Here is a 19,318-nt window from a genome sequence, read left to right as displayed (position 1 = left end):
GGGCGTCAGCGCTCGCCGCCAGGCACCCACAACACGTCCCCGACCTCCTTGTTCGCGCTCCGTGCCAGGATGAACAGGAGGTCGGAGAGGCGGTTGAGGTAGGTGGCGGTCAGCGCGTTCATCGAGTCGCCGTGCACCTCCAGCGCCGCCCAGGTCGACCGCTCCGCGCGCCGGACCACCGTGCACGCCTGGTGGAGCAGCGCGGCCCCCGGCGTACCGCCGGGAAGGATGAAGCTGCGGAGCTTCTCCAGCTCCTCCAGGAAGCGGTCGCAGTCCGCCTCCAGCTTGTCCACGTAACTCTGCTCCACCCGCAGCGGCGGGTACTTCGGGTCCTCCACCACCGGCGTCGACAGGTCGGCGCCCACGTCGAAGAGGTCGTTCTGGACCCGTACGAGGACCTTCACCACGTCCTCGCCCAGCTGCCCGAGCGCCACGGCGGTCCCGATCACCGCGTTGGCCTCGTTGGCGTCCGCGTACGCCGCGATCCGCAGATCGGTCTTGGCGGTGCGGCTCATGTCGCCGAGGGCCGTGGTGCCCTGGTCGCCGGTCCGGGTGTAGATGCGCGTCAGATTGACCATGAGCCCAGCGTAGTGAGGCTCAGGCCCCAACTGGGCGTGGCGTGGCGCCGAATGACGCGTCCCGGTGTGATGTCCGTCATTCGAGACGTGACGCGCATCTCTTCACGGCCCCACGGCCCCCGACGGGTACTAATCTCCGCCGGAGAGCAGTGTGGACCGCCGTGAACAGACGCCGCAGAGGCGGACAGAGAACAAGGGGTGCGAACGTGGCCAGGAAGCTCGCCGTCATCGGTGCCGGACTCATGGGATCCGGGATCGCGCAGGTCTCCGCCCAGGCGGGCTGGGACGTCGTGCTGCGGGACGTCACCGACGCGGCGCTGACCCGCGGCCTGGACGGCATCAAGGCCTCGTACGACAAGTTCGTCGCCAAGGGGAAGCTGGAGGCGGCCGACGCCGAGGCCGCACTCGCCCGCATCACCACGACCACCGACCTCGACGCCGTCGCGGACGTGGACGTCGTGGTGGAGGCGGTCTTCGAGAAGCTGGAGGTCAAGCACGAGATCTTCCGCGCCCTGGACAAGGTCGTCGGCGAGGACACCGTGCTGGCCTCGAACACCTCCGCCATCCCGATCACCAAGATCGCGGCTGTGACGGAGCGTCCGGAGCGCGTGGTCGGCGTGCACTTCTTCTCGCCGGTCCCGATGATGCAGCTCTGCGAACTCGTCCGCGGCTACAAGACCAGCGACGAAACCCTCGCCACCGCCCGGGAGTTCGCCGAGTCGGTCGGCAAGACCTGCATCGTCGTCAACCGCGATGTGGCGGGCTTCGTCACCACCCGGCTCATCTCGGCGCTCGTCGTCGAGGCCGCGAAGCTGTACGAGTCGGGCGTCGCCACGGCCGAGGACATCGACACCGCCTGCAAGCTCGGCTTCGGCCACGCCATGGGCCCGCTCGCCACCGCCGACCTGACCGGCGTCGACATCCTGCTCCACGCCACGGGCAACATCTACACCGAGTCGCAGGACGAGAAGTTCGCGGCCCCCGAGCTGATGCGCCGGATGGTCGACGCAGGTGACATCGGGCGCAAGAGCGGGCAGGGCTTCTACACGTACTGACGCCGACCGCGTCCCCGCCCCTCCGGCCTGCCGTCGTCGGGGCGGGGAGTGTACCCGGCCGCATCCGGTCTCCGGCGAACCGGCGTCACTCCACCGAGTGAATTCGGTATCGGTTCGCTTACAGACGGCAACTTCCCCGCGGCTGCCGCAGTCAGTTGTGGAAGAGAAGAACAGACAGACGGACCTCGCTACGGAGCAACAGCAGAGGAGCGCATATGCATATCAGGGGCGACCACGCCGAGCTGGTCGTCGGGGGCCGCCTCGACGTCCGAAGCGCGGCGGACGCCCGTACGGTCCTGCACTCGGCCGTCGACGACGGAGCCGGCGATCTGGTGCTGGACCTGACCGAGCTGAATTCCTGGGACGCCACCGGACTCGGCGTCATCATGGGGGCCCACCGCAGAGCCGGCCGGGCCGGACGCCGTCTCGTGCTGCGCGGTGTACCGCCGCAGATGCAGCGCCTCCTGGTGGCGACCCGGCTGCACCGCATCCTGGCGATCGAGGGCGGGATCGCCGCCGAATCGCTGCCGCGCGTCTGAGTACGTACGCACCTCCGGGGCGCAAGACGCGCAATCCTCACCGGAATGTGACGTCCCGGACGGCATGGCACCCCGCCGGTGCGTGGATACTGTGCGAAGGTCTAGGGTTCGGCCGTCTGCCCCATGACACCCACCCGAGGCGGACACCGGGCCGGAAGCGACAGCGGGGCGTGCGAGGCCGGAGGGACTGACCGAGCGCGACGCGTCTGGGGGACTTGTTGATGGACCCGACACACCAGGGGCCGGGAGAGTACGGGCAGACCCCCGGCACCTCCGACGGCACCGACGGCTCCGACCCGTCCGACGTGCGGCGCCGGCCGTCCCGGGAGTCCAACGCCGCCGACTTCGGCCAGCCGACGCCGCAGCAGGTCCGCGTCGTCCAGGTCACGGTCGGGGACCTCCTGCTCACGGTCAACCCCGTCGACGGCAGCGAGGTCGAGGCATGCCCGCCCGGGTACGAGCCCGACGCGCCCGTCCGCCGCACCCCCGCCGAACGCGCCGCCCACGAGCGCGCCGGCGCCCCGCCCGTCCCGGCGGGCCCGCCCGCCCCGCAGCTGCCGCTGCTGGAGCGTCAGGAGGAGCGCGAGCGGCTGGTGGCGCTGCTGGCCCGCGGCCGCAACGTCCGCCTCACCGGGCAGGCCGGCTCCGGCCGCACCGCGCTGCTCGACGCCGTCGCCGCCGACTGCACGGACCTGGCCCCCGACGGCGTCGTCCGCCTCAGCGGCCACCGGCGCACCGCCGCCGACCTGCTGTACGGCCTCTTCGACGCGACCCACCTCGCTCCGCTCCACCGCCCCGGCCCCGAGGAACTGCTCGCCCTCGTCCGCTCCATCGGGGCCGTCGTGATCGTCGACGACCTGGAGATCGGCGGCGCCGCCCTCGACGGACTCCTGGAAGCCACCCCCGAGTGCGCCTTCCTCTTCGGCACCACGCCCGACCTCACCCCGCCCGGCGTCGACGCCCACCTGGAGGAGGTCCTCCTCGCAGGCCTCGGCCGCGCCGCCTCGCTGGAGCTGCTGGCGAAGGTCGTCGAGCGCCCCCTCACCGAGGACGAGCGGAACTGGGCGGGCGACCTCTGGTTCGAGTCCGAGGGGCTGCCGCTCCGCTTCGTCCAGGCCGGATCGCTGCTGCGCCAGCGCGACCGGCTCAACACGGACCCCGCGGCCTTCGACGAGTACGACTATTTCGAGCCACGCCCGGACGACGCTCCTCCGGTTCCCGAAGCGCCCACCGCCGAGAGCCTGGACGTGCCGCTGCCGAGCCTCGGCGAAGGGGCCGCGCCCGCCGTCCTGCTCGCCTCCCGGCTCAGCGAGGCGGCCCGCGAGACCCTGCGCTTCACCGTCGCGCTCGGCGGCGAGGTGCCCCACCAGGCCCATCTGCCGGCCCTCGTGGGCGACACCCACGCGGACGCCGCCCTCGGTGAACTCGCGGGCTGCGGACTGCTCTCCCCGGCCGGCCCGCGCTACCGGCTCGCCGCCGGTGTCCTCGCCCAGCTGGAGGCCGGCGGGTACGCGGAGGAGGCCGCCGCCCACGCCCGTACCGCCGCCCAGCACTACGCCTGGTGGGTCTCCCATCCTTCGGTCACCCCGCAGCGGGCCGTCGCCGAGTCCGACGCGATCGTCGCCGCGATGGGCCGCCTCGTCCCCGACGGCGAGGCGGGCCAGGCCAGCGCGGCCGTCCTGCTGGCCCGCAGCGCCGCTCCCGCGCTCGCGGCGGGCATGAGCTGGGGCGCCTGGGAGAAGGCGCTCAGGGCTGGCCAGGAGGCCGCCAGGATCGCCGGTGAGGTCGCCGAAGAGGCCTACTTCCACCATGAGTTGGGCGTCCTCGCGCTCTGCTCCGGCAACCTCGACCGGGCCCGTACGGAGCTGGAGACCTCCATCTCCATGCGCGGCGCGCTCGCCGACAAGTCCGGCGCGGTGGCCGGCCGCCGCGCCCTCGCCCTGGTCGCGGACCGCTCCGGCGGCTTCGCACCTCCGGCCCGGCCCCAGGCGGCCGCCGAGGTGCCCGCCGTACGCCATGACCTCCTCGCCGGTACGCCGCCGTTCGGCCTCCCGGCCGCGCCGCTCTTCACCCGGCAGACGGCCGAGGAGGAGCCGACCGTGGTGGCCCCGTTCCCGGCCGCCGCACCGAAGGCGGGCGGCGGGCGCGCGGTCCTCGGCGGCGCCCGGCGCAACCTGGCCGCGGCGGGCGCGGGCGCGCTGCTCATCGCCGTGCTCGGCACCGTCGTCACCCTCGGCCTCACCGCGGGCGACACCGAGGAGCCGGGCGGCAGCCGCAACGTCACCACCGAGCAGTCGTCCCCCGAGTCCACCGAGGACGACGAGACCCCCGCCGACGAGCCGGCCGACGTCCCCGCACCGGACGACGGGGCGCCCGGCAGCGAGGTCTCCGCCACTCCGGGTGCCTCCGGCTCCGCCGCGCCCACCACCTCCGGCTCGCCGTCCCCGGCCCCCTCGTCGCCGGACGGGAGTTCACCGGGTACGGGGGAGCCGTCGAGTGGGCCGAGCAGCAGCGCCCCGGGTGAGCCCACCCCGACCCGGAGCTCGCCTCGGCCCTCGCAGTCCACGAGCACCGGCCCGACCGTGACGCCGTCCGAGTCGGAGCCGGACCCGGATCCGACCCCCTCCGAGACGTCCCCCACGGAGACCCCGGACCCGGGCCCGCCCCCGCCGGACACCTCCGCCTCCGCCAGCGGCCCCGCCGAGTCGGCGACCGCCACGGCGACCGCCACCGCCACCACCGAAGCCCCGGCGGAGAGCGAGGACCCCACCGAGGCCGCGGCCTGACACACGGAAGCCGGGTGCCCCGCGACGGGACACCCGGCCGTGGACGGACGGTGGGTCAGAACAGGCGCAGTTTGTCGTCCTCGATGCCGCGCATCGCGTCGTAGTCGAGGACCAGGCAGCCGATGCCCCGGTCGGTCGCCAGCACCCGCGCCTGCGGCTTGATCTCCTGGGCCGCGAAGACGCCCTTGACCGGTGCGAGATGCGGGTCGCGGTTGAGCAGCTCCAGATAGCGGGTCAGCTGCTCCACGCCGTCGATGTCGCCGCGCCGCTTCAGCTCCACGGCGACCGTCCCGCCGTTCGCGTCGCGGCAGAGGATGTCCACCGGGCCGATGGCGGTGGGGTACTCACGGCGGATCAGGGTGTGGCCCTCGCCGAGGATCTCGATGCGGTCGGCGAGCAGCTCCTGGAGGTGCGCCTCGACACCGTCCTTGATCAGCCCCGGGTCGACGCCCAGCTCGTACGAGGAGTCGTGGAGGATTTCCTCCATCGTGATGATCAGTTTTTCGCCCGCCTTGTTCACCACGGTCCAGACGCCCGCCTCCTCGCCGGCGCCCTCCTTCAAGGTGCACGGCGGCGACATCCAGTTGAGCGGTTTGTACGCCCGGTCGTCGGCGTGGATCGAGACGCTGCCGTCCGCCTTCACCAGGATCAGACGGGGGGCGGAGGGCAGGTGGGCTGTGAGCCGGCCCGCGTAGTCGACGGAGCAACGGGCGATGACGAGACGCATGGTCGGCAACGCTACTCGACGACGGGGGCCCGGCGCGATTTCCCCATCCGTGCACCCCTGTCACTCGCTCCCCAGTGCGGAGGCGCGCAGGGGGCTTGCCCCTCTTTGCGCCTCTTGCTCGGTGGCCGGTTGTGTTCCCAATCTCCTGGTGCGGCCTGCACCGCGCGCTTAACGTGGATGCAGGAGGTCGCCGCCCGTGCACGCTGCGTCGTCGCCCTTCTTCCCTGCCCGTAAGGCCCCGGTCACCGTCCGGGGTCGCGAGAGGAGAACCCATGTCGCTCGACGTCTCACCGGCGCTGTTGGAACAGGCCGAGCGAGGCGAGGTCGACGAAGCCGACTTCGTCGACTGCGTCCGGACCTCCCTGCCTTTCGCGTGGGAGATGATCAGCTCGCTGGTGGCTCAGCTGAAGGTGGACGGCGGTCAGTTCGCCGACAACCAGACGCCGCCGCCGGACGAGCAGGCACGTGGCCAGCTGCTGCGTGCGCTCGCCAGTGATGCGATACGCGGCGCGCTCCAGCGGCACTTCGGAGTGCGTATCGCCTTCCAGAACTGCCACCGCGTCGCGGTGTTCCCGCTGGACGCCTCGGTCGACGACCGGCTGGCCAAGTTCACCTCGGTGAGGGGCCAGTTGCTCAACCAGTCGCCCGAACTACGGGACTGCTGAACGCTTCTGCTGCCGCTTCGGGCCGCGGGAGGTGCAACTGGCTCCGGGGCGGCAGCTCCCGTACCACCGCACCACGCACCACGTTCCACCGCACCACGCAGCACCGCGAGGTCGTTCCGCATGCACAGGCGTAGGCGCAGGTCAGGTGAGCAGCGGCAGCACGTCCGCGCCCAGCCGCCGTACGTTCTCCTCGGTCGCCGCCAGATCGCCCGACCCCTCCACCAGGAGCGCGAAGCGGGTGATGCCGGTCCGCTCGGCCGTGGCCGCGAGCCGGTCGGCGGCCAGCTCCGGCGGGCCCACCGGATGCAGCCCGCAGAGCAGCTCCGCGTACGCCACCGGGTCCCGCATCACGCGGTGCCGGTCGTCGACCGTGACATGCGCGTCCAGCCCCTGGCGCAGCCAGCCGGGCATCGTCTTCACCAGCGTCTCCGCCGCCTCGCCGGGCCCGTCCGCGATCTGGGCCACCCCGGCGGACACATGTGCGGCCCGCTCGACCACGTCCGGGGGATGCCCGGCCTCCCGCGCCGCCGTACGCCACAGGGCGACCATCTCCGCCTTCTCCTCGTCCCCGCAGTGCATACCGAGCAGCATCGGCAGTGCCCGGGCCGCCGCGAGCCGCACGGTCTTCGGCGAGGTGCACGCCACGATCACCTCGGGACCCTCCGCCGAGCCGTCGGCCAGCAGCTCGTCCGCGCGCGGCACCACCGCCACCTCGCGGAAGCCGAACCGCTCCCCGCGCCCGGCGACCCGTGGCTCCCGCAGCCAGTCGAGCAGCAGCTCCAGCGCTTCCGGGAAGCCGTTCTCGTACGCGTCGAGTCCGCCGCCGAAGACCTCCAGGTCCACCCACGGCCCGCCCCGGCCCACCCCGAGCGAGAACCGTCCGCCGCTGGTCAGATGGAGCAGCGCGGCCTGCTCGCCGAGCGCGACCGGGTGGTGGTTGGGCAGCACGCTGACGGCGGTGCCGACCCGGATCCGCCGGGTCCGGCCGAGCAGCAGCGCGGCCAGCGTGGTGGCGGACGGGCAGGCTCCGTACGGCACGAAGTGGTGCTCGGCCAGCCAGACCGAGTCGAGCCCGGACTCCTCCGCCGCCTCGGCGGACCGGACAGCCCGGTGCAGGGCCTCGCCCGGCCCCTGGCCCGGGAACTGAGCTGCCAGAACGAACGTTCCGATGCGCATCGCGTGTTGCCTCCTCGCGGCCGACGCGTGTCTCCCTCACTGGCACCAACGTCTGACACGTGCCAAAGGCACGGTCCGGCACGAAATTGTTGCGATTTTCCGCTAACTCACTCCCCTGCCCGACCGTGCCCGGCCGTGCCCGATCGCACCGGACCGCGCCGCCCCTCCCGACCCGGCACCCGCCCTCCTCGCCAGCCTCTAGGCTGGGACCACAACGTGCCCGTGCCGCCCCCGTGAGGTGTCCTGTGTCCCCGCGCCGTAACCGCCCCCGTGGCGGCGAGAGTCCCGACGACCATCCCGGTACGGCGCTGGGGCGGTACGGCGGGGGAGGGGCCACCGAGAGCTGGCAGGGCGAGGAGTGGTCGGTCCGCCCGGTGAGCGGCGCGAGCGCGCAGGGCAAGCGGTACCGCTGCCCCGGCTGCGACCAGGAGATCCCCTCCGGCGTCCCGCACCTCGTCGCCTGGCCCGAGTTCGGCGGCATCGACGACCGCAGGCACTGGCACAAGGCCTGCTGGAACGCGAAGGACCGCCGCACCACCCGGGTGCAGCGGTCCAGGAACGCGCCGCGTCACTGAGGCCCGTACGCGACCTCGCCTCGGACGCCGTTTCCGTACGCCGTCTCGGAACGCCCTCTCAGACGTCGCGCCGGTCCAGCGCCAGGTAGGCGCCGCCCATCGCCACGGCCGCGATGCCCAGCATCAGCAGCAGTGGCTCCCAGCCGGACGGGCCGGAGTCGGTGACCGCCGTGCCGTACAGCGCGCCGAGCTGGTTCGGGATCGAGTACTCGAAGAGGAAGCGCTGCAGGTCGCGCAGGCTGTCGGCGAACATGAACATCGCGAGGACCAGCGGCAGCAGCACCACGGCGATCATGACGGTGATCGCGCCCGCCGAGTGCCGGATGATCGCGCCGACGGCCAGCGACACCAGCCCGAGCGCCGCGATGTAGAGCCCGACGCCGACGGTGGCGCGCAGCCAGACCGAGCCGGAGTCGACACCCGCGCCGAGGATCGCCGTCTGCGCCACCGCGACGACCGTGGCGGTCACGGTGGTGATGGTGAAGGCGAGCAGGAAGAAGACGATCGCCTTCGCCGTGAGCACCCGGGCCCGGCTGGGACAGGCCGTCAGCGTGGTACGGATCATGCCGGTGCTGTACTCGGAGCCGATGGTCAGCACACCGAGGGTGATCACACAGATCGAGCCCAGCAGCACCCCGAAGAAGCCGAGCGCCACGACCGGCTCGCCGGCCAGGTCGGTGCCGGCGGCGGAGACCAGCAGCGCGGACATCAGCCCGATCGCCACCATCAGCACGATCATCACACCGAGCGTCCAGAGGGTGGAGCGGACGGAACGGATCTTCGTCCACTCCGAGGCGATCGCGTCGCCGAGCGTGGCCTGCCGGATCGGGATGGGCGACTCGTAGTACCCCAGCGGGCCGCCCGGCTGCCCGGGCTGCTGGTGGGCCTGCTCGGCGGCCGGCGTCGTCATCGGGGGTCCTCGCTGGTCTGGTCCCCGGCGGCGGCGGGGGAGGGTTCGGGTGCGGCGGCGGGGGCCGGGGTGGCGTACGGGTTCTGTCCGGGCGGCGGCGGGGCGTACCAGCTCTGCTGTAGCGCCTCCACGGGCGGCTGGGGCTGAGCGTCGCCGTAGGGGCCGTACGACGGACCGTAGGGCCCTTGCGCAGGCTCCAGGAGCCCCGCCTTGGCGTCGTCCGTCGAGCGGTAGTCCACGACGCCCTGCGTCATCCGCATGTACGCCTCCTCCAGCGAGGCCCGGTGCGGCGACAGTTCCCAGAGCCGTACGTCGGCGCCGTGGGCCAGGTCGCTGATCCTCGGCAGCGGGAGGCCGGTGACGCGCAGGGCGCCGTCCGGCTCGGACATCACGCTGCCGCCCGCCTCGATGATCGAGGACGTCAGCTTCTCGCGCTCCTCCGGGGCGTTGTCGGGAACCCGGACCCGGGCGAAGTCGGCGGAGTTCGCCGAGATGAAGTCGGTGACGCTCATGTCGGAGAGCAGCCGGCCACGCCCGATCACGATCAGATGGTCGGCGGTGAGAGCCATCTCGCTCATCAGGTGTGACGAGACGAAGACCGTGCGGCCCTCGGCCGCCAGCGTCTTCATCAGGTTGCGGACCCAGTGGATGCCCTCCGGGTCGAGACCGTTGACCGGCTCGTCGAAGAGCAGCACCTGCGGGTCGCCGAGCAGCGCCGCGGCGATGCCGAGGCGCTGCCCCATGCCGAGCGAGAAGCCGCTGGAGCGGCGCTTGGCGACGTCCTGGAGCCCGACGACGCCCAGCACCTCGTCCACCCGCCGGGCCGGGATCCCGGCCAGCTGGGCCAGCGACAGCAGATGTGTGCGGGCGGTCCGGCCGCCGTGCACCGCCTTGGCGTCCAGCAGCGCACCGACCTGGCGCGGCGCGTTCGGCAGGCTCCGGTACGGGTGCCCGCCGATCGTCACATGGCCCGCCGTCGGCCGGTCCAGGCCGAGGATCATCCGCATGGTCGTGGATTTGCCCGACCCGTTGGGACCGAGGAAGCCGGTGACGGCCCCCGGCCGCACCTGGAAGGAAAGGTCGTCCACGGCCGTCTTCGCGCCGTAGCGCTTGGTCAGGCCGACTGCCTCGATCATTCTCCAGCCCCATCGACTCACTCTGTCGTTCGGGGCTCGGGCCGCCAGGCCGCACACCCCCGTAAGAGTTAGGAGGATAACCAGGGCCTGACGGTTCCGGCCAAGTTCCGCACAGCCTGCGAGCGGTCCGTTACGGGGCTACGCGTCCCGGTTCTTCAGCACCAGGTAGCCGCCGAGCACGGCCGCAGCCACCCAGCCGACCATGATCGCCATACCGGCCCACGGCCCGTACGGCGAGGGATCGCTGCCCATCGCCTCCGGGACGACCTGCATGATCCTCGCCCCGGCCTGGTCGGGGAAGTAGCGGATGACGTCCTTGGCGTACGGCACCGCGGTCAGGATGTTGGAGATCAGCAGGAAGAACGGGATCAGGATGCCCATCGACAGCATGGGACTGCGCAGCATCGCCGTGACGCCCATGGAGAAGACGGCGATCAGCCCCATGTAGAGCCCGGCGCCGATGACCGCCCGCAGCACGTTCTCCTCACCGAGGTCGGTGCCCCGGTCGCCCAGCACGGCCTGGCTGAGGAGGAACGAGACGAAGCTGGTGAGCAGGCCGACGACGAGTGCCAGCACGCCGGCCACCGTGATCTTGCTGAAGAGGAGCGTGCCGCGCTGCGGCACGGCCGCCAGCGAGGTGCGGATCATGCCGGAGCTGTACTCCGTACCGACCACGAGCACGCCGAACACGATCATCGCGAGCTGGCCCAGGACCGTCCCGGAGAAGCTGATGAGCGTCGGGTCGAAGGTGAGCCGCTCCGCCTCGGAGAAGTCGTCGAACGTGGTGTTCACCAAGGCGCTCACGCCCGCGCCCATGGCGACCGTGACGACGAACGCGATGATGAGCGTCCAGGTGGTGGAGGAGACCGTACGGATCTTGGTCCACTCGGAGTTGAGGACCGCGGGTACCGAAGCCATCGTCGTCAGGCCCCCTTGTTCTCGGTGCCGTCGATGGATCCGGGAGCGGTGGCGCCGCCCGGCTTCTGCCAGCCCTCGCCCCAGCCCGCGCCCGCGTCCACGGCCGGCGGAGGTTGGGCCCCGCCCGGTCCGGAGTGCGCGTGGTACTCCACGGAACCGGCGGTCATCTGCATGAAGGCCTCCTCCAGCGAGGCCCGCTGCGCGCTCAGTTCGTGCAGCACCACCTGGTGACGGGCGGCCAGCTCACCGAGCTCCTCGGTGGTCGCGCCGTCGATCTCCAGCGTGCCGCCGTCCGCCTCCACGGCGGTGAACCCACCCTGGTGCAGCACGTCCCGCAGCCGCTCCTGCTGCGGCGAGCGCAGCCGTACGTAACTGCGGGAGTTCTCCTGGATGAAGTCCGCCATGGAGGTGTCGGCGAGCAGCTTGCCCTGGCCGATCACGATCAAATGGTCAGCCGTCAGCGCCATTTCGCTCATCAGGTGCGAGGAGACGAAGATGGTCCGGCCCTCGGCGGCGAGCGTCTTCATCAGGTTGCGGATCCAGTGGATGCCCTCGGGGTCGAGGCCGTTGACCGGCTCGTCGAACATCAGGATCCGCGGATCGCCCAGCAGTGCCGAGGCGATACCGAGGCGCTGGCCCATGCCGAGCGAGAAGCCCTTGGACTTCTTCTTCGCGACCGCGCTCAGGCCGACGGTGTCGAGCACCTCGGAGACCCGGCTGCTCGGGATGCGGTTGCTCTGCGCCAGGCAGAGCAGGTTGTTGTACGCGCTGCGGCCGCCGTTCATCGACTTGGCGTCGAGCAGCGCCCCGATGTACTTCAGCGGTTCCTGCAACGCGTGGTACGGCTTGCCGTCGATGCGCACCGTACCGCTGGTCGGGTTGTCCAGATCGAGCATCATCCGCATCGTGGTGGATTTGCCTGCCCCGTTGGGGCCCAGAAAGCCGGTCACCATGCCCGGTCTGATCTGGCATGTCAGCTGGTCGACGGCAACCTTGCTGCCGAATCGTTTGGTCAGTCCCTCGAGCTCGATCATGCGCCCACGCTAGAACGGCCGCGCGCCCGGCGCCACCACAAAGGCGGAACCGGGCGCGCGGAAGGAACCGCTCCGGGATTCAGCGGGTCTGCTGGGCCGGAACACCGCGCTGAGCGGGCTCGTCGTCCACCGGGGAGCCGGCGGCGGCCACCGCGGCACCGGTCAGCGTCGCCAGCATCTCGCGGACGTTGGTCAGCTGCGCGTTGATGGAGTCGCGGCGGTTGGTGAGCGCCGCCAGCTCGCGCTCGGACTCGCTGCGGATCCGGTCGGCCTTGGCGTTGGCGTCGGCCACGATGTCCTCGGCCTGGCGCTGCGCGGTCTCCACCGTCTGACGGGCCCGGCGCTCGGCGTCCGTACGGAGCTTCTCGGCCTCCAGGCGGAGCTGCTCGGCGCGGTGCTCGATCTCGGCGAGGCGCTTCTCGGCCTTGGCCTGACGGGATGCGAGGTCGCGCTCCGACTGCTCGCGCCGCTTGGCGAGGTTCGTCTCGAAGTCGGCGGCGGCCTGCGCGGCCTTGGCGCGGGTCTCCTCGAAGAGGGCGTCGGCCTCCTCGCGCTTCTGCTGGGCGTCCTTCTGGGCGTCGGAGCGGAGCGTGTTCGCCTCGCCCTGGGCCTTCTCGACGATGCGGACGCCCTCGTCCTCGGCCTTCGACTTGCGCTCGGCCGCGAAGGACTCGGCGTCGTTGCGCACCTGCTGGGCGGCCGACTCGGCCAGCTCGCGGTGCTGCTCGGCGGCCCGACGGGCCTCCTCACGCAGGTCCTTGGCCTCCTCCTCGGCGAGGCGGAGAATCTTCTCGACACGTGCACCGAGCCCGGCGTACGACGGCTCGGCGTCGTTCACCTGGGCCTGGGCGTTCTGCGTTTCGAGGTGCAGCTCCTCGATGCGCTTTTCCAGAGACGTGATGCGGGCCAGGGCACTATCACGGTCGGCGACGAGCTTGGTAATGCGGTCGTCCACCTGACCGCGGTCGTAACCACGTCGCACGAGCTCGAAGCCGAAGGGGGAGGAAGGGTCACTCATGGGGTTCCTGTCGAATGAGACCGGTGAGGTGATAGGGGAATCCTAGGGGCCATAGCGGCGTGTCAGCGTGCAGATGTCGGTTTGATCTGGAGAATGACACCCCTTTTGAGTGGCTGGCCCCCGGAGTGCTTGCCACTCGAAGGGTTGAATGTCCATGACGAAGCACGCGCCCCCGTGCACCTGCCACTCCCGGACATCCGGCTGTTTCTCCCCCGTACGTCTGCTGTCCCCCGTACGTCTTCCGTGCTTTCCCCCGTACGTTTCCCGTGTCCTCCGCCGCACGTTTCCCCGGCCCCCCGGTACGAACGTCACCGCTCCGAGGACTTGCCCCCCGAGCGTGTGCCCGCCGCGGCGGGGGCCTTGCCTCCGCCCGACGGACCGGGCACCGGTTTCGCGCCGCCGCCCGGGGTCTCGAAAGACTCCAACGCCTCCAGCACGTCCTGGACACGGGAGATCTCCGTATTGATGTCCTCGCGCCTGCGCACCAGGACGTCCAGCTCGCGTTTGCCCTCTGCGACCGTCTTCTCGGCCTCGGCCGCCGCGTCCGCCCGCAGCTTCTCCGCCTCGCGGACCAGCTCGGCCTTCTTCGTCTCGGCCTCCTTCAGCAGCGACTCGGCCCGCTTCACCGCGGCGATCCGGACCTTGCTCGCCTCCGAATTGGCCTCCGCGATCAGCTCCTTGGCCTTCGCCTCGGCCTCGTCGCGCTGCTCGGTCGCCGCCTTCATCAGGTTGTCGACGCGCTCGCCGGCGGTCTTCATCTGCTCGGACGTCTCGCGGCGGGCCCGCTCGTGGAGCTCCTCGATCTCGCTCTCCAGCCGGGCCCGCAACTCCTGCGCCCGCTCCCGGATCTGGGTCGCGTCGCGCCGGGCGCCGACCAGCAGCTCGTCGGCGTCCGTACGGGAGCGTTCCACCAGGGTGTTGCCCTCGACGGTCGCCTCGGAGGTGATGCGCTCGGCCTCCTTGCGGGCCGCTCCGACCATCGTGTCGGCCTGGGTCTCGGCCTCGGTGGCCGTACGCAGAGCCTCCTCGCGGGCCTTGTTGATGAGCTGGTCCGCCTGCTCCGCCGCGTCCGCCCGGCGCTTGGCCGCCGACTCGCGCGCCTCGTCCAGCAGCCGGTCCGCCTCGCCGCGGGCCTCCGAGCGCAGCGTCTCGGCCGCCGACTCCGCGTCCGAGTGGAGCCGTGTCGCCTCCTCGCGGGTGCGGGTGGCGTGCTCCTGCGCGGAGCCGAGGTGCTCGGCCGCCTCCGTACGGAGCCGCTCGGCCTCCTCGGTGGACTCGGCCAGCAGCCGGTCGGCCTGCTCGTTCGCGTCCTTGCGGCGCCGGTTGGCCTCGGTGGTGGCCTCCACGACGAGCTGCTCGGACGACTGGGCCGCCTCGTTGCGGAGGCGCTCGCTCTCGGTCGTCGACTCACCGATGAGCCGGTCCGCCTGGGCCGCCGCCTCCGAACGGATCCGGTTGGCGTCCTGCCGGGCCTCGGCCCGGGCCTTCGACGCGTCCTGCTCCGCCGACGCGAGGGCGTCGGACGCCTCCGTACGCACCCGCTGGCTGTACTCCGAGGTGTCCGCGCGCAGCCGCTCGGACTCGGTGATCGCCTCGGAGACCGTCCGCTCGGCCAGCGTCTTGGCGGCCTCGGCCTCCCCGTGGGCCTCCTGGCGGAGCCGGGCGGCCTCCTCGTTCGCCTCCTGGCGCAGCCGGCTCGCGTCCTCGGAGGCGCGGTCCCGCTCGGCGTGCGCGTCGGCGCGGACCCGGTCCGCCTCCTCCTGCGCCTCGTTGCGGGTGCGCTCCGCGGCATGCTCCGCCGTCGAGCGCAGCCCGGCGATCTCCTCCTCGGCCTGCTCCTGCAGTCCGGAGACGGAGTCCCGTACCTGCTGGGCGGTCTGCTCGGCCGCCGAGACCAGCTCGGTCGCGCGGGCGTCCGCCTCCGCGACCAGCCGCTGCGCCTCTGCCTGCGCCTCCTCCACCCGCTTGCGGGCGGAGGCCAGCAGCTCCTCGCTCTGCTCGCGGGCCCGCTCGCGCTCCTGGCCGGCCTCGCCACGGGCCGCACCGAGGATCTCCTCGGCCTCCCGGCGGCGGCGCGTGGCCTCCTCCTGGGCGGCCTCCAGCGCCTCGGCCGCCTCTGCGCCGACCCGCTCGGCGGCGGCAGCGGCCTCCGCGCGCACCCGGTCGGCGGTCTCCTGCGCCTCGGTCTTCAGCCGCTCGGCCTCGGCGGCGGCCTCGCTCCGCAGCCGTACGGCGATGTTCTCGCCCTCGGCACGGGACCGCGAGGCGTCCGCCGCGGCCTCGTCACGGAGCCGCTCGGCCTCCGCCTCGGCCTGCTCGGTCAGCGTACGGACGCGCTCGGCGGCCTCCGCGCGCTGCCGCTCGGCCTCCTCGGCCGTCTCGCGGCGGAGCCGCTCCGCTTCCGTACGTGCCTCACCGAGCGCCTCCTCGGCACCGGCGAGCCGGGCTTCGGCCTCGGTGTGCAGCCGGTTCAGCTCGTCGGCGGCCTCGGCCTGCCGGGCGGCGACCGCGCGCTCGGTCTCCTCGCGCAGCTCCGCCGCTCCCCGCTCGGCCTCCGCGGTGGTGGCCTCGGCCTGCTCCTCGGCCTCGGCCCGCAGCCTGTCGGCCTCGGCGCGGGTGCGCTCCAGCGTCTCCTCGGCCTGCTTGCGCAGGGCGGCCGCGCGCTCGGCGGCCTCGGCGCGGATGCGCTCGCTCTCGCCGTTCGCCTTGGTGCGCAGCTCGTCCGCGTCGGAGCGCGCCTCGGTCAGCAGCTCCTCCGCCTTGCGGGCGCCCTCCTCCAGCTGCTGGACCGCCTCGCGGCGGGCCTCGCCCCGGATCCGCTCGCCCTCGGCGACCGCCTCGGAGCGCAGCTGCTCGGCCTCGCCGCGCAGCCGGCGGGCCTCCTCCTGGAGCTCGACCGTCTTGGCCCGGTACTCCTTGGTGTCGTCCTTGGCCGCGCCCTTGAGCTCGTCGGCCTGCTCGGCGGCCTCGCCGCGCAGCCGGTCCGCCTCGGCCTCCGCCTCGCGGCGGATCCGCTCGGCCTCCTCGCTCGCGGCCTTCGTGGTCGACTGCGCGTCCTCGGAGGCCTTGGTGAGGACCTCCTCGGCGGAGCGGGCGGCCTTGGCGAGCTGGGCGGCGGCGTCCTCGGCGGCTGCCGTACGGGCCTTCTCGGCCGCCTCTGCGACCACGCGCTCCGCCTCGGCCCGGGCGTCGGCGAGGGCCTGCTCGGCCTCCTCCTTGAGCGTCTCCGCGCTCTTGGTGGCCTCGCCGACCAGCCGGGCGATCTCCGACTTGGCCGTGCGCGTGCGCTGCTCGTTCTGCGACTCGGAGGCGGCCAGCTTCTTGGCGGCCGCGTCCTTCGCCTCGGCGAGGACCTTCTCGGCCTCCAGCCGGGATTCCCGCAGCCGGGTCTCGGCCTCCTGCACCCGCTGCTCGGCGGCCCGGTTCAGCTCGGCCGTCTGCTGGCGGGTCTGCGAGGTCTCCGCCGTGGTGCTGGAGCGCAGCTGCTCCGCGTGGCTGGTGGCCTCCTGGGCCTGCGCGGAGGCGGCGCCGAGCATGCGCTCGGCGTCCTTGCGGGCGCGCAGCAGGATCGCCTCGGCCTCGGCCCGGGCGCTCTCGGCCTCCGAGCCGACGCGCTGCCGGGTCTCCTGCGCCAGCCGCTCGGTCTCGGCCCGGGCGGCGGCCAGCGCCTGCTCCGCCTCGGCGCGGGACTCGTCCAGCAGCCGGCGGGCCTGCGACTCGGTGCGGGCCCGCAGCTGCTCGGCCCAGGCGACGTTCTCGTTGACGTGCGACTCGACGGTCTGCCGGCGCTCGGCCAGCTCCTGGTCGAGCTGCTGCCTGCGCTGCACCGCCTCGTTGTGCAACTCCGCCTGGAGGCGCGCCTGGTGCTCGGCGTGCTCCTGGAGGATGCGCTGCGTCTGGGCCCGCGCCTCGCGCAGCTCGCGCTCGGCGTCGCTGCGCAGCTGCTCGGCCTGGATCTGCGCGTTCCGCAGCATCTGCTCGGCCTGGTAGCCCATGTCCGCGCTGTCGTAGGCGGGACGGGTCGCCAGACTGCGCCGCGCCTCGTGCAGCTTGGCGCGCAAGACCTCGACCTGGTAACCGAGGTCCTCGGCGTGCTGGACGGCCTTCTCCCGGTCGGTCCTCAGCCGGTCCATCTCGGCTTCGAACCGCGAGAGATGGTCGTCTTCAGCTCGGTGGCTCTCCTGGCTTTCGTAGCCCCGCACTGCGCGGTCCCATCCTTCCCCGACGCTCTCAACTCTGTTCGAGCGGGGAAACCCCAACCCTGGTCGCAACTCTGCACACGAGGACCGCTCGCGGAGAGCTGTCCTCGGGGAATGGTGACAGACAAACGACGAGGACGCGGTACGGCCCCGACCCGGCCCCGGCCCGGAACCGCCCACTCTACCGGGCCGGGTATGCGCCGGGTCAGTGCTCCGGGTTGCTCGTGACCAGTTCGGTGAGGACGCCGTGGCAGTCCTTGGGGTGCAGGAACGTGATCCGGGACCCCATCGAACCCGTCCTGGGCTCGTCGTACAGCACGCGGACGCCCTTCTCGCGGATGTCCGCGGCGTCGCCGTCCACGTCCGCCGTACCGAAGGCGATGTGGTGGACGCCCTCCCCGTTCTTTGCCAGCCACTTGCCCACGGCCGAGTCCTCCCGGGTCGGCTCCAGGAGCTGGAGGTACGAAGCCCCGCCGTCCGAGGTCTCGTTGATCTTGAGCATGGCCTCCCGGACGCCCTGCTCCTCGTTGATCTCGCTGTGGAACACCTCGAATCCGTACGTGGCACGGTAGAACTCCACCGTCCTGTCCAGGTCGAAACAGGCGATCCCGATGTGGTCGATACGCGTCAGCATGGATTCAGCATGGCTCCGCGCCACTGCTCCCGCCACGGTTACACAACGTGCGCGCCGTCACACCGGCTGCCGGATGACGGGCGCGTGAGTGCTCAGTACATTCAGGTAAACCCTCGTTCACATCCGATCCCAAGGGGCCGTGCCCATGCCAGCAACGACCGGTACCACCACCTCAGTGATCGTCGCGGGCGCCCGGACGCCCATGGGCCGTCTCCTCGGCTCCCTCAAGAGCTTCTCCGCGGCCGACCTCGGCGGCGTCGCGATCAAGGCGGCGCTGGAGCGGGCCGGGATCGGCGGCGACCAGGTGCAGTACGTGATCATGGGCCAGGTGCTCCAGGCCGGCGCGGGCCAGATCCCGGCCCGCCAGGCCGCCGTCAAGGCCGGCATCCCGCTGAACGTGCCCGCGCTCACCATCAACAAGGTGTGCCTCTCCGGGCTCGACGCCATCGCACTGGCCGACCAGCTCATCCGCGCCGGTGAGTTCGACGTCGTGGTCGCCGGCGGCCAGGAGTCCATGACCAACGCCCCGCACCTGCTCCCGAAGTCCCGCGAGGGCTACAAGTACGGCGCGATCGAGATGCTGGACTCGATGGCCTACGACGGTCTCACCGACGCGTACGAGAACATCCCCATGGGCGAGTCCACCGAGAAGCACAACAGCCGCCTCGGCCTCGACCGCGCCGCCCAGGACGAGATCGGCGCCCTCTCCCACCAGCGGGCCGCCGCCGCGCAGAAGAACGGCGTCTTCGAGGCCGAGATCACCCCGGTCGAGATCCCGCAGCGCAAGGGCGAGCCGGTGGTCTTCGCCAAGGACGAGGGCATCCGCCCCGAGACGACCGTCGAGTCGCTCGGCAAGCTGCGTCCGGCCTTCGCCAAGGACGGCACGATCACCGCGGGCACCTCCTCGCAGATCTCCGACGGCGCCGCCGCGGTCGTCGTCATGAGCAAGGCGAAGGCGCAGGAGCTGGGCCTGGAGTGGATCGCCGAGATCGGCGCCCACGGCAACGTCGCGGGGCCGGACAACTCCCTCCAGTCGCAGCCCTCCAACGCGATCCGGCACGCCCTGAAGAAGGACGGCCTGAGCGTGGAGGACCTCGACCTGATCGAGATCAACGAGGCGTTCGCCGCCGTCGCCGTCCAGTCCATGAAGGACCTCGGCGTCAGCTCGGACAAGGTCAACGTCAACGGCGGCGCCATCGCGCTCGGCCACCCGATCGGCATGTCCGGCGCCCGGGTCGTCCTGCACCTGGCCCTGGAGCTGAGGCGGCGCGGCGGCGGCACGGGCGCTGCGGCGCTCTGCGGTGGCGGCGGCCAGGGCGACGCGTTGATCATCCGCGTGCCGGGCAAGTAACACCGTACGCAGACAAG

The 19,318-nt window shown here is 72.2% G+C and carries 16 protein-coding genes; 6 read left to right on the top strand and 10 right to left on the bottom strand.

What is annotated here, in order from left to right; genetic code table 11:
- Positions 1-5: 5 nt before the first annotated feature.
- Positions 6-578: a cob(I)yrinic acid a,c-diamide adenosyltransferase gene (locus tag ACIRR8_RS06125; RefSeq protein ID WP_404059572.1), complete on the bottom strand. Its 573-nt coding sequence runs from the start codon at positions 576-578 to the stop codon at positions 6-8.
- A gap of 206 nt (positions 579-784) precedes the next feature.
- Here ACIRR8_RS06125 and ACIRR8_RS06120 point away from each other — a divergent pair, with 206 nt between their 5' ends.
- The 3 genes from ACIRR8_RS06120 to ACIRR8_RS06110 all read left to right on the top strand — a co-directional run bounded on the left by ACIRR8_RS06120 (position 785) and on the right by ACIRR8_RS06110 (position 4,958).
- Positions 785-1,633, top strand: coding sequence for a 3-hydroxyacyl-CoA dehydrogenase family protein (locus ACIRR8_RS06120; RefSeq protein WP_404059569.1), 849 nt, complete (start codon positions 785-787; stop codon positions 1,631-1,633).
- Between the two features lie 215 nt (positions 1,634-1,848).
- A complete protein-coding gene (locus tag ACIRR8_RS06115; protein ID WP_404059566.1) occupies positions 1,849-2,172 on the top strand; it encodes an STAS domain-containing protein in 324 nt (107 codons plus the stop codon).
- A 221-nt stretch (positions 2,173-2,393) separates the two neighbouring features.
- Positions 2,394-4,958 carry an ATP-binding protein gene (locus tag ACIRR8_RS06110; protein ID WP_404059563.1) on the top strand — a complete coding sequence of 855 codons (2,565 nt, stop codon included), beginning with the start codon at positions 2,394-2,396 and terminating at the stop codon, positions 4,956-4,958.
- A gap of 55 nt (positions 4,959-5,013) precedes the next feature.
- Here ACIRR8_RS06110 and nucS read toward each other — a convergent pair whose 3' ends face one another.
- The gene (gene nucS, locus ACIRR8_RS06105) at positions 5,014-5,685 is read right to left on the bottom strand and encodes an endonuclease NucS (RefSeq protein WP_404059560.1); all 672 of its coding nucleotides are present in this window, start codon (positions 5,683-5,685) and stop codon (positions 5,014-5,016) included.
- Positions 5,686-5,957: 272 nt separating this feature from the next.
- Here nucS and ACIRR8_RS06100 point away from each other — a divergent pair, with 272 nt between their 5' ends.
- Positions 5,958-6,350: an SCO5389 family protein gene (locus ACIRR8_RS06100; RefSeq protein WP_003966234.1), complete on the top strand. Its 393-nt coding sequence runs from the start codon at positions 5,958-5,960 to the stop codon at positions 6,348-6,350.
- A gap of 141 nt (positions 6,351-6,491) precedes the next feature.
- Here the strand turns inward: ACIRR8_RS06100 and ACIRR8_RS06095 are convergent, their stop codons facing one another.
- A complete protein-coding gene (locus ACIRR8_RS06095) occupies positions 6,492-7,526 on the bottom strand; it encodes an LLM class flavin-dependent oxidoreductase (protein WP_404059558.1) in 1,035 nt (344 codons plus the stop codon).
- 245 nt (positions 7,527-7,771) lie between these two features.
- Here ACIRR8_RS06095 and ACIRR8_RS06090 point away from each other — a divergent pair, with 245 nt between their 5' ends.
- Entirely contained in the window at positions 7,772-8,101 is a 330-nt protein-coding gene (locus tag ACIRR8_RS06090; RefSeq protein ID WP_404059555.1) for an ATP/GTP-binding protein, read from the top strand.
- A gap of 58 nt (positions 8,102-8,159) precedes the next feature.
- Here ACIRR8_RS06090 and ACIRR8_RS06085 read toward each other — a convergent pair whose 3' ends face one another.
- The 7 genes from ACIRR8_RS06085 to mce form a co-directional block, all read right to left on the bottom strand.
- Entirely contained in the window at positions 8,160-9,011 is an 852-nt protein-coding gene (locus ACIRR8_RS06085; RefSeq protein ID WP_404059552.1) for an ABC transporter permease subunit, read from the bottom strand.
- Positions 9,008-10,147 carry an ABC transporter ATP-binding protein gene (locus ACIRR8_RS06080; protein WP_404059549.1) on the bottom strand — a complete coding sequence of 380 codons (1,140 nt, stop codon included), beginning with the start codon at positions 10,145-10,147 and terminating at the stop codon, positions 9,008-9,010. Before ACIRR8_RS06080 ends, ACIRR8_RS06085 begins: the two co-directional genes overlap by 4 nt.
- Before the next feature lie 138 nt (positions 10,148-10,285).
- A complete protein-coding gene (locus ACIRR8_RS06075; protein ID WP_404059547.1) occupies positions 10,286-11,065 on the bottom strand; it encodes an ABC transporter permease subunit in 780 nt (259 codons plus the stop codon).
- Between the two features lie 5 nt (positions 11,066-11,070).
- Entirely contained in the window at positions 11,071-12,099 is a 1,029-nt protein-coding gene (locus ACIRR8_RS06070) for an ATP-binding cassette domain-containing protein (protein WP_404059544.1), read from the bottom strand.
- 79 nt (positions 12,100-12,178) lie between these two features.
- Positions 12,179-13,117: a cellulose-binding protein gene (locus ACIRR8_RS06065; protein ID WP_018509889.1), complete on the bottom strand. Its 939-nt coding sequence runs from the start codon at positions 13,115-13,117 to the stop codon at positions 12,179-12,181.
- A 308-nt stretch (positions 13,118-13,425) separates the two neighbouring features.
- Entirely contained in the window at positions 13,426-17,319 is a 3,894-nt protein-coding gene (gene scy / locus ACIRR8_RS06060; RefSeq protein WP_404059541.1) for a polarized growth protein Scy, read from the bottom strand.
- 202 nt (positions 17,320-17,521) lie between these two features.
- Complete coding sequence (gene mce, locus ACIRR8_RS06055) at positions 17,522-17,950, bottom strand: methylmalonyl-CoA epimerase (protein WP_254811662.1); 429 nt, start codon at positions 17,948-17,950, stop codon at positions 17,522-17,524.
- A gap of 145 nt (positions 17,951-18,095) precedes the next feature.
- Here mce and ACIRR8_RS06050 point away from each other — a divergent pair, with 145 nt between their 5' ends.
- On the top strand, positions 18,096-19,301 hold the full coding sequence (locus ACIRR8_RS06050) for an acetyl-CoA C-acetyltransferase (RefSeq protein ID WP_404059538.1): 1,206 nt from the start codon (positions 18,096-18,098) through the stop codon (positions 19,299-19,301).
- Positions 19,302-19,318 lie beyond the last annotated feature (17 nt).

This window comes from Streptomyces sp. NPDC101178 (assembly GCF_044767965.1).
Classification (GTDB): Bacteria; Actinomycetota; Actinomycetes; order Streptomycetales; family Streptomycetaceae; genus Streptomyces.
Note: the sequence above shows the minus strand (reverse complement) of the source record. Positions and strands in the feature narration are given on the sequence as shown.

Excerpts from the sequence above, each read along its gene's own strand:
- ACIRR8_RS06095 (WP_404059558.1), bottom strand. The coding sequence starts at position 7,526 with ATGCGCATCGGAACGTTCGTTCTGGCAGCTCAGTTCCCGGGCCAGGGG.
- ACIRR8_RS06070 (WP_404059544.1), bottom strand. The coding sequence starts at position 12,099 with ATGATCGAGCTCGAGGGACTGACCAAACGATTCGGCAGCAAGGTTGCC.
- ACIRR8_RS06125 (WP_404059572.1), bottom strand. The coding sequence starts at position 578 with ATGGTCAATCTGACGCGCATCTACACCCGGACCGGCGACCAGGGCACC.
- ACIRR8_RS06085 (WP_404059552.1), bottom strand. The coding sequence starts at position 9,011 with ATGACGACGCCGGCCGCCGAGCAGGCCCACCAGCAGCCCGGGCAGCCG.
- ACIRR8_RS06075 (WP_404059547.1), bottom strand. The coding sequence starts at position 11,065 with ATGGCTTCGGTACCCGCGGTCCTCAACTCCGAGTGGACCAAGATCCGT.
- ACIRR8_RS06080 (WP_404059549.1), bottom strand. The coding sequence starts at position 10,147 with ATGATCGAGGCAGTCGGCCTGACCAAGCGCTACGGCGCGAAGACGGCC.
- ACIRR8_RS06115 (WP_404059566.1), top strand. The coding sequence starts at position 1,849 with ATGCATATCAGGGGCGACCACGCCGAGCTGGTCGTCGGGGGCCGCCTC.
- ACIRR8_RS06065 (WP_018509889.1), bottom strand. The coding sequence starts at position 13,117 with ATGAGTGACCCTTCCTCCCCCTTCGGCTTCGAGCTCGTGCGACGTGGT.
- ACIRR8_RS06100 (WP_003966234.1), top strand. The coding sequence starts at position 5,958 with ATGTCGCTCGACGTCTCACCGGCGCTGTTGGAACAGGCCGAGCGAGGC.
- ACIRR8_RS06110 (WP_404059563.1), top strand. The coding sequence starts at position 2,394 with ATGGACCCGACACACCAGGGGCCGGGAGAGTACGGGCAGACCCCCGGC.
- nucS (WP_404059560.1), bottom strand. The coding sequence starts at position 5,685 with ATGCGTCTCGTCATCGCCCGTTGCTCCGTCGACTACGCGGGCCGGCTC.
- ACIRR8_RS06050 (WP_404059538.1), top strand. The coding sequence starts at position 18,096 with ATGCCAGCAACGACCGGTACCACCACCTCAGTGATCGTCGCGGGCGCC.
- mce (WP_254811662.1), bottom strand. The coding sequence starts at position 17,950 with ATGCTGACGCGTATCGACCACATCGGGATCGCCTGTTTCGACCTGGAC.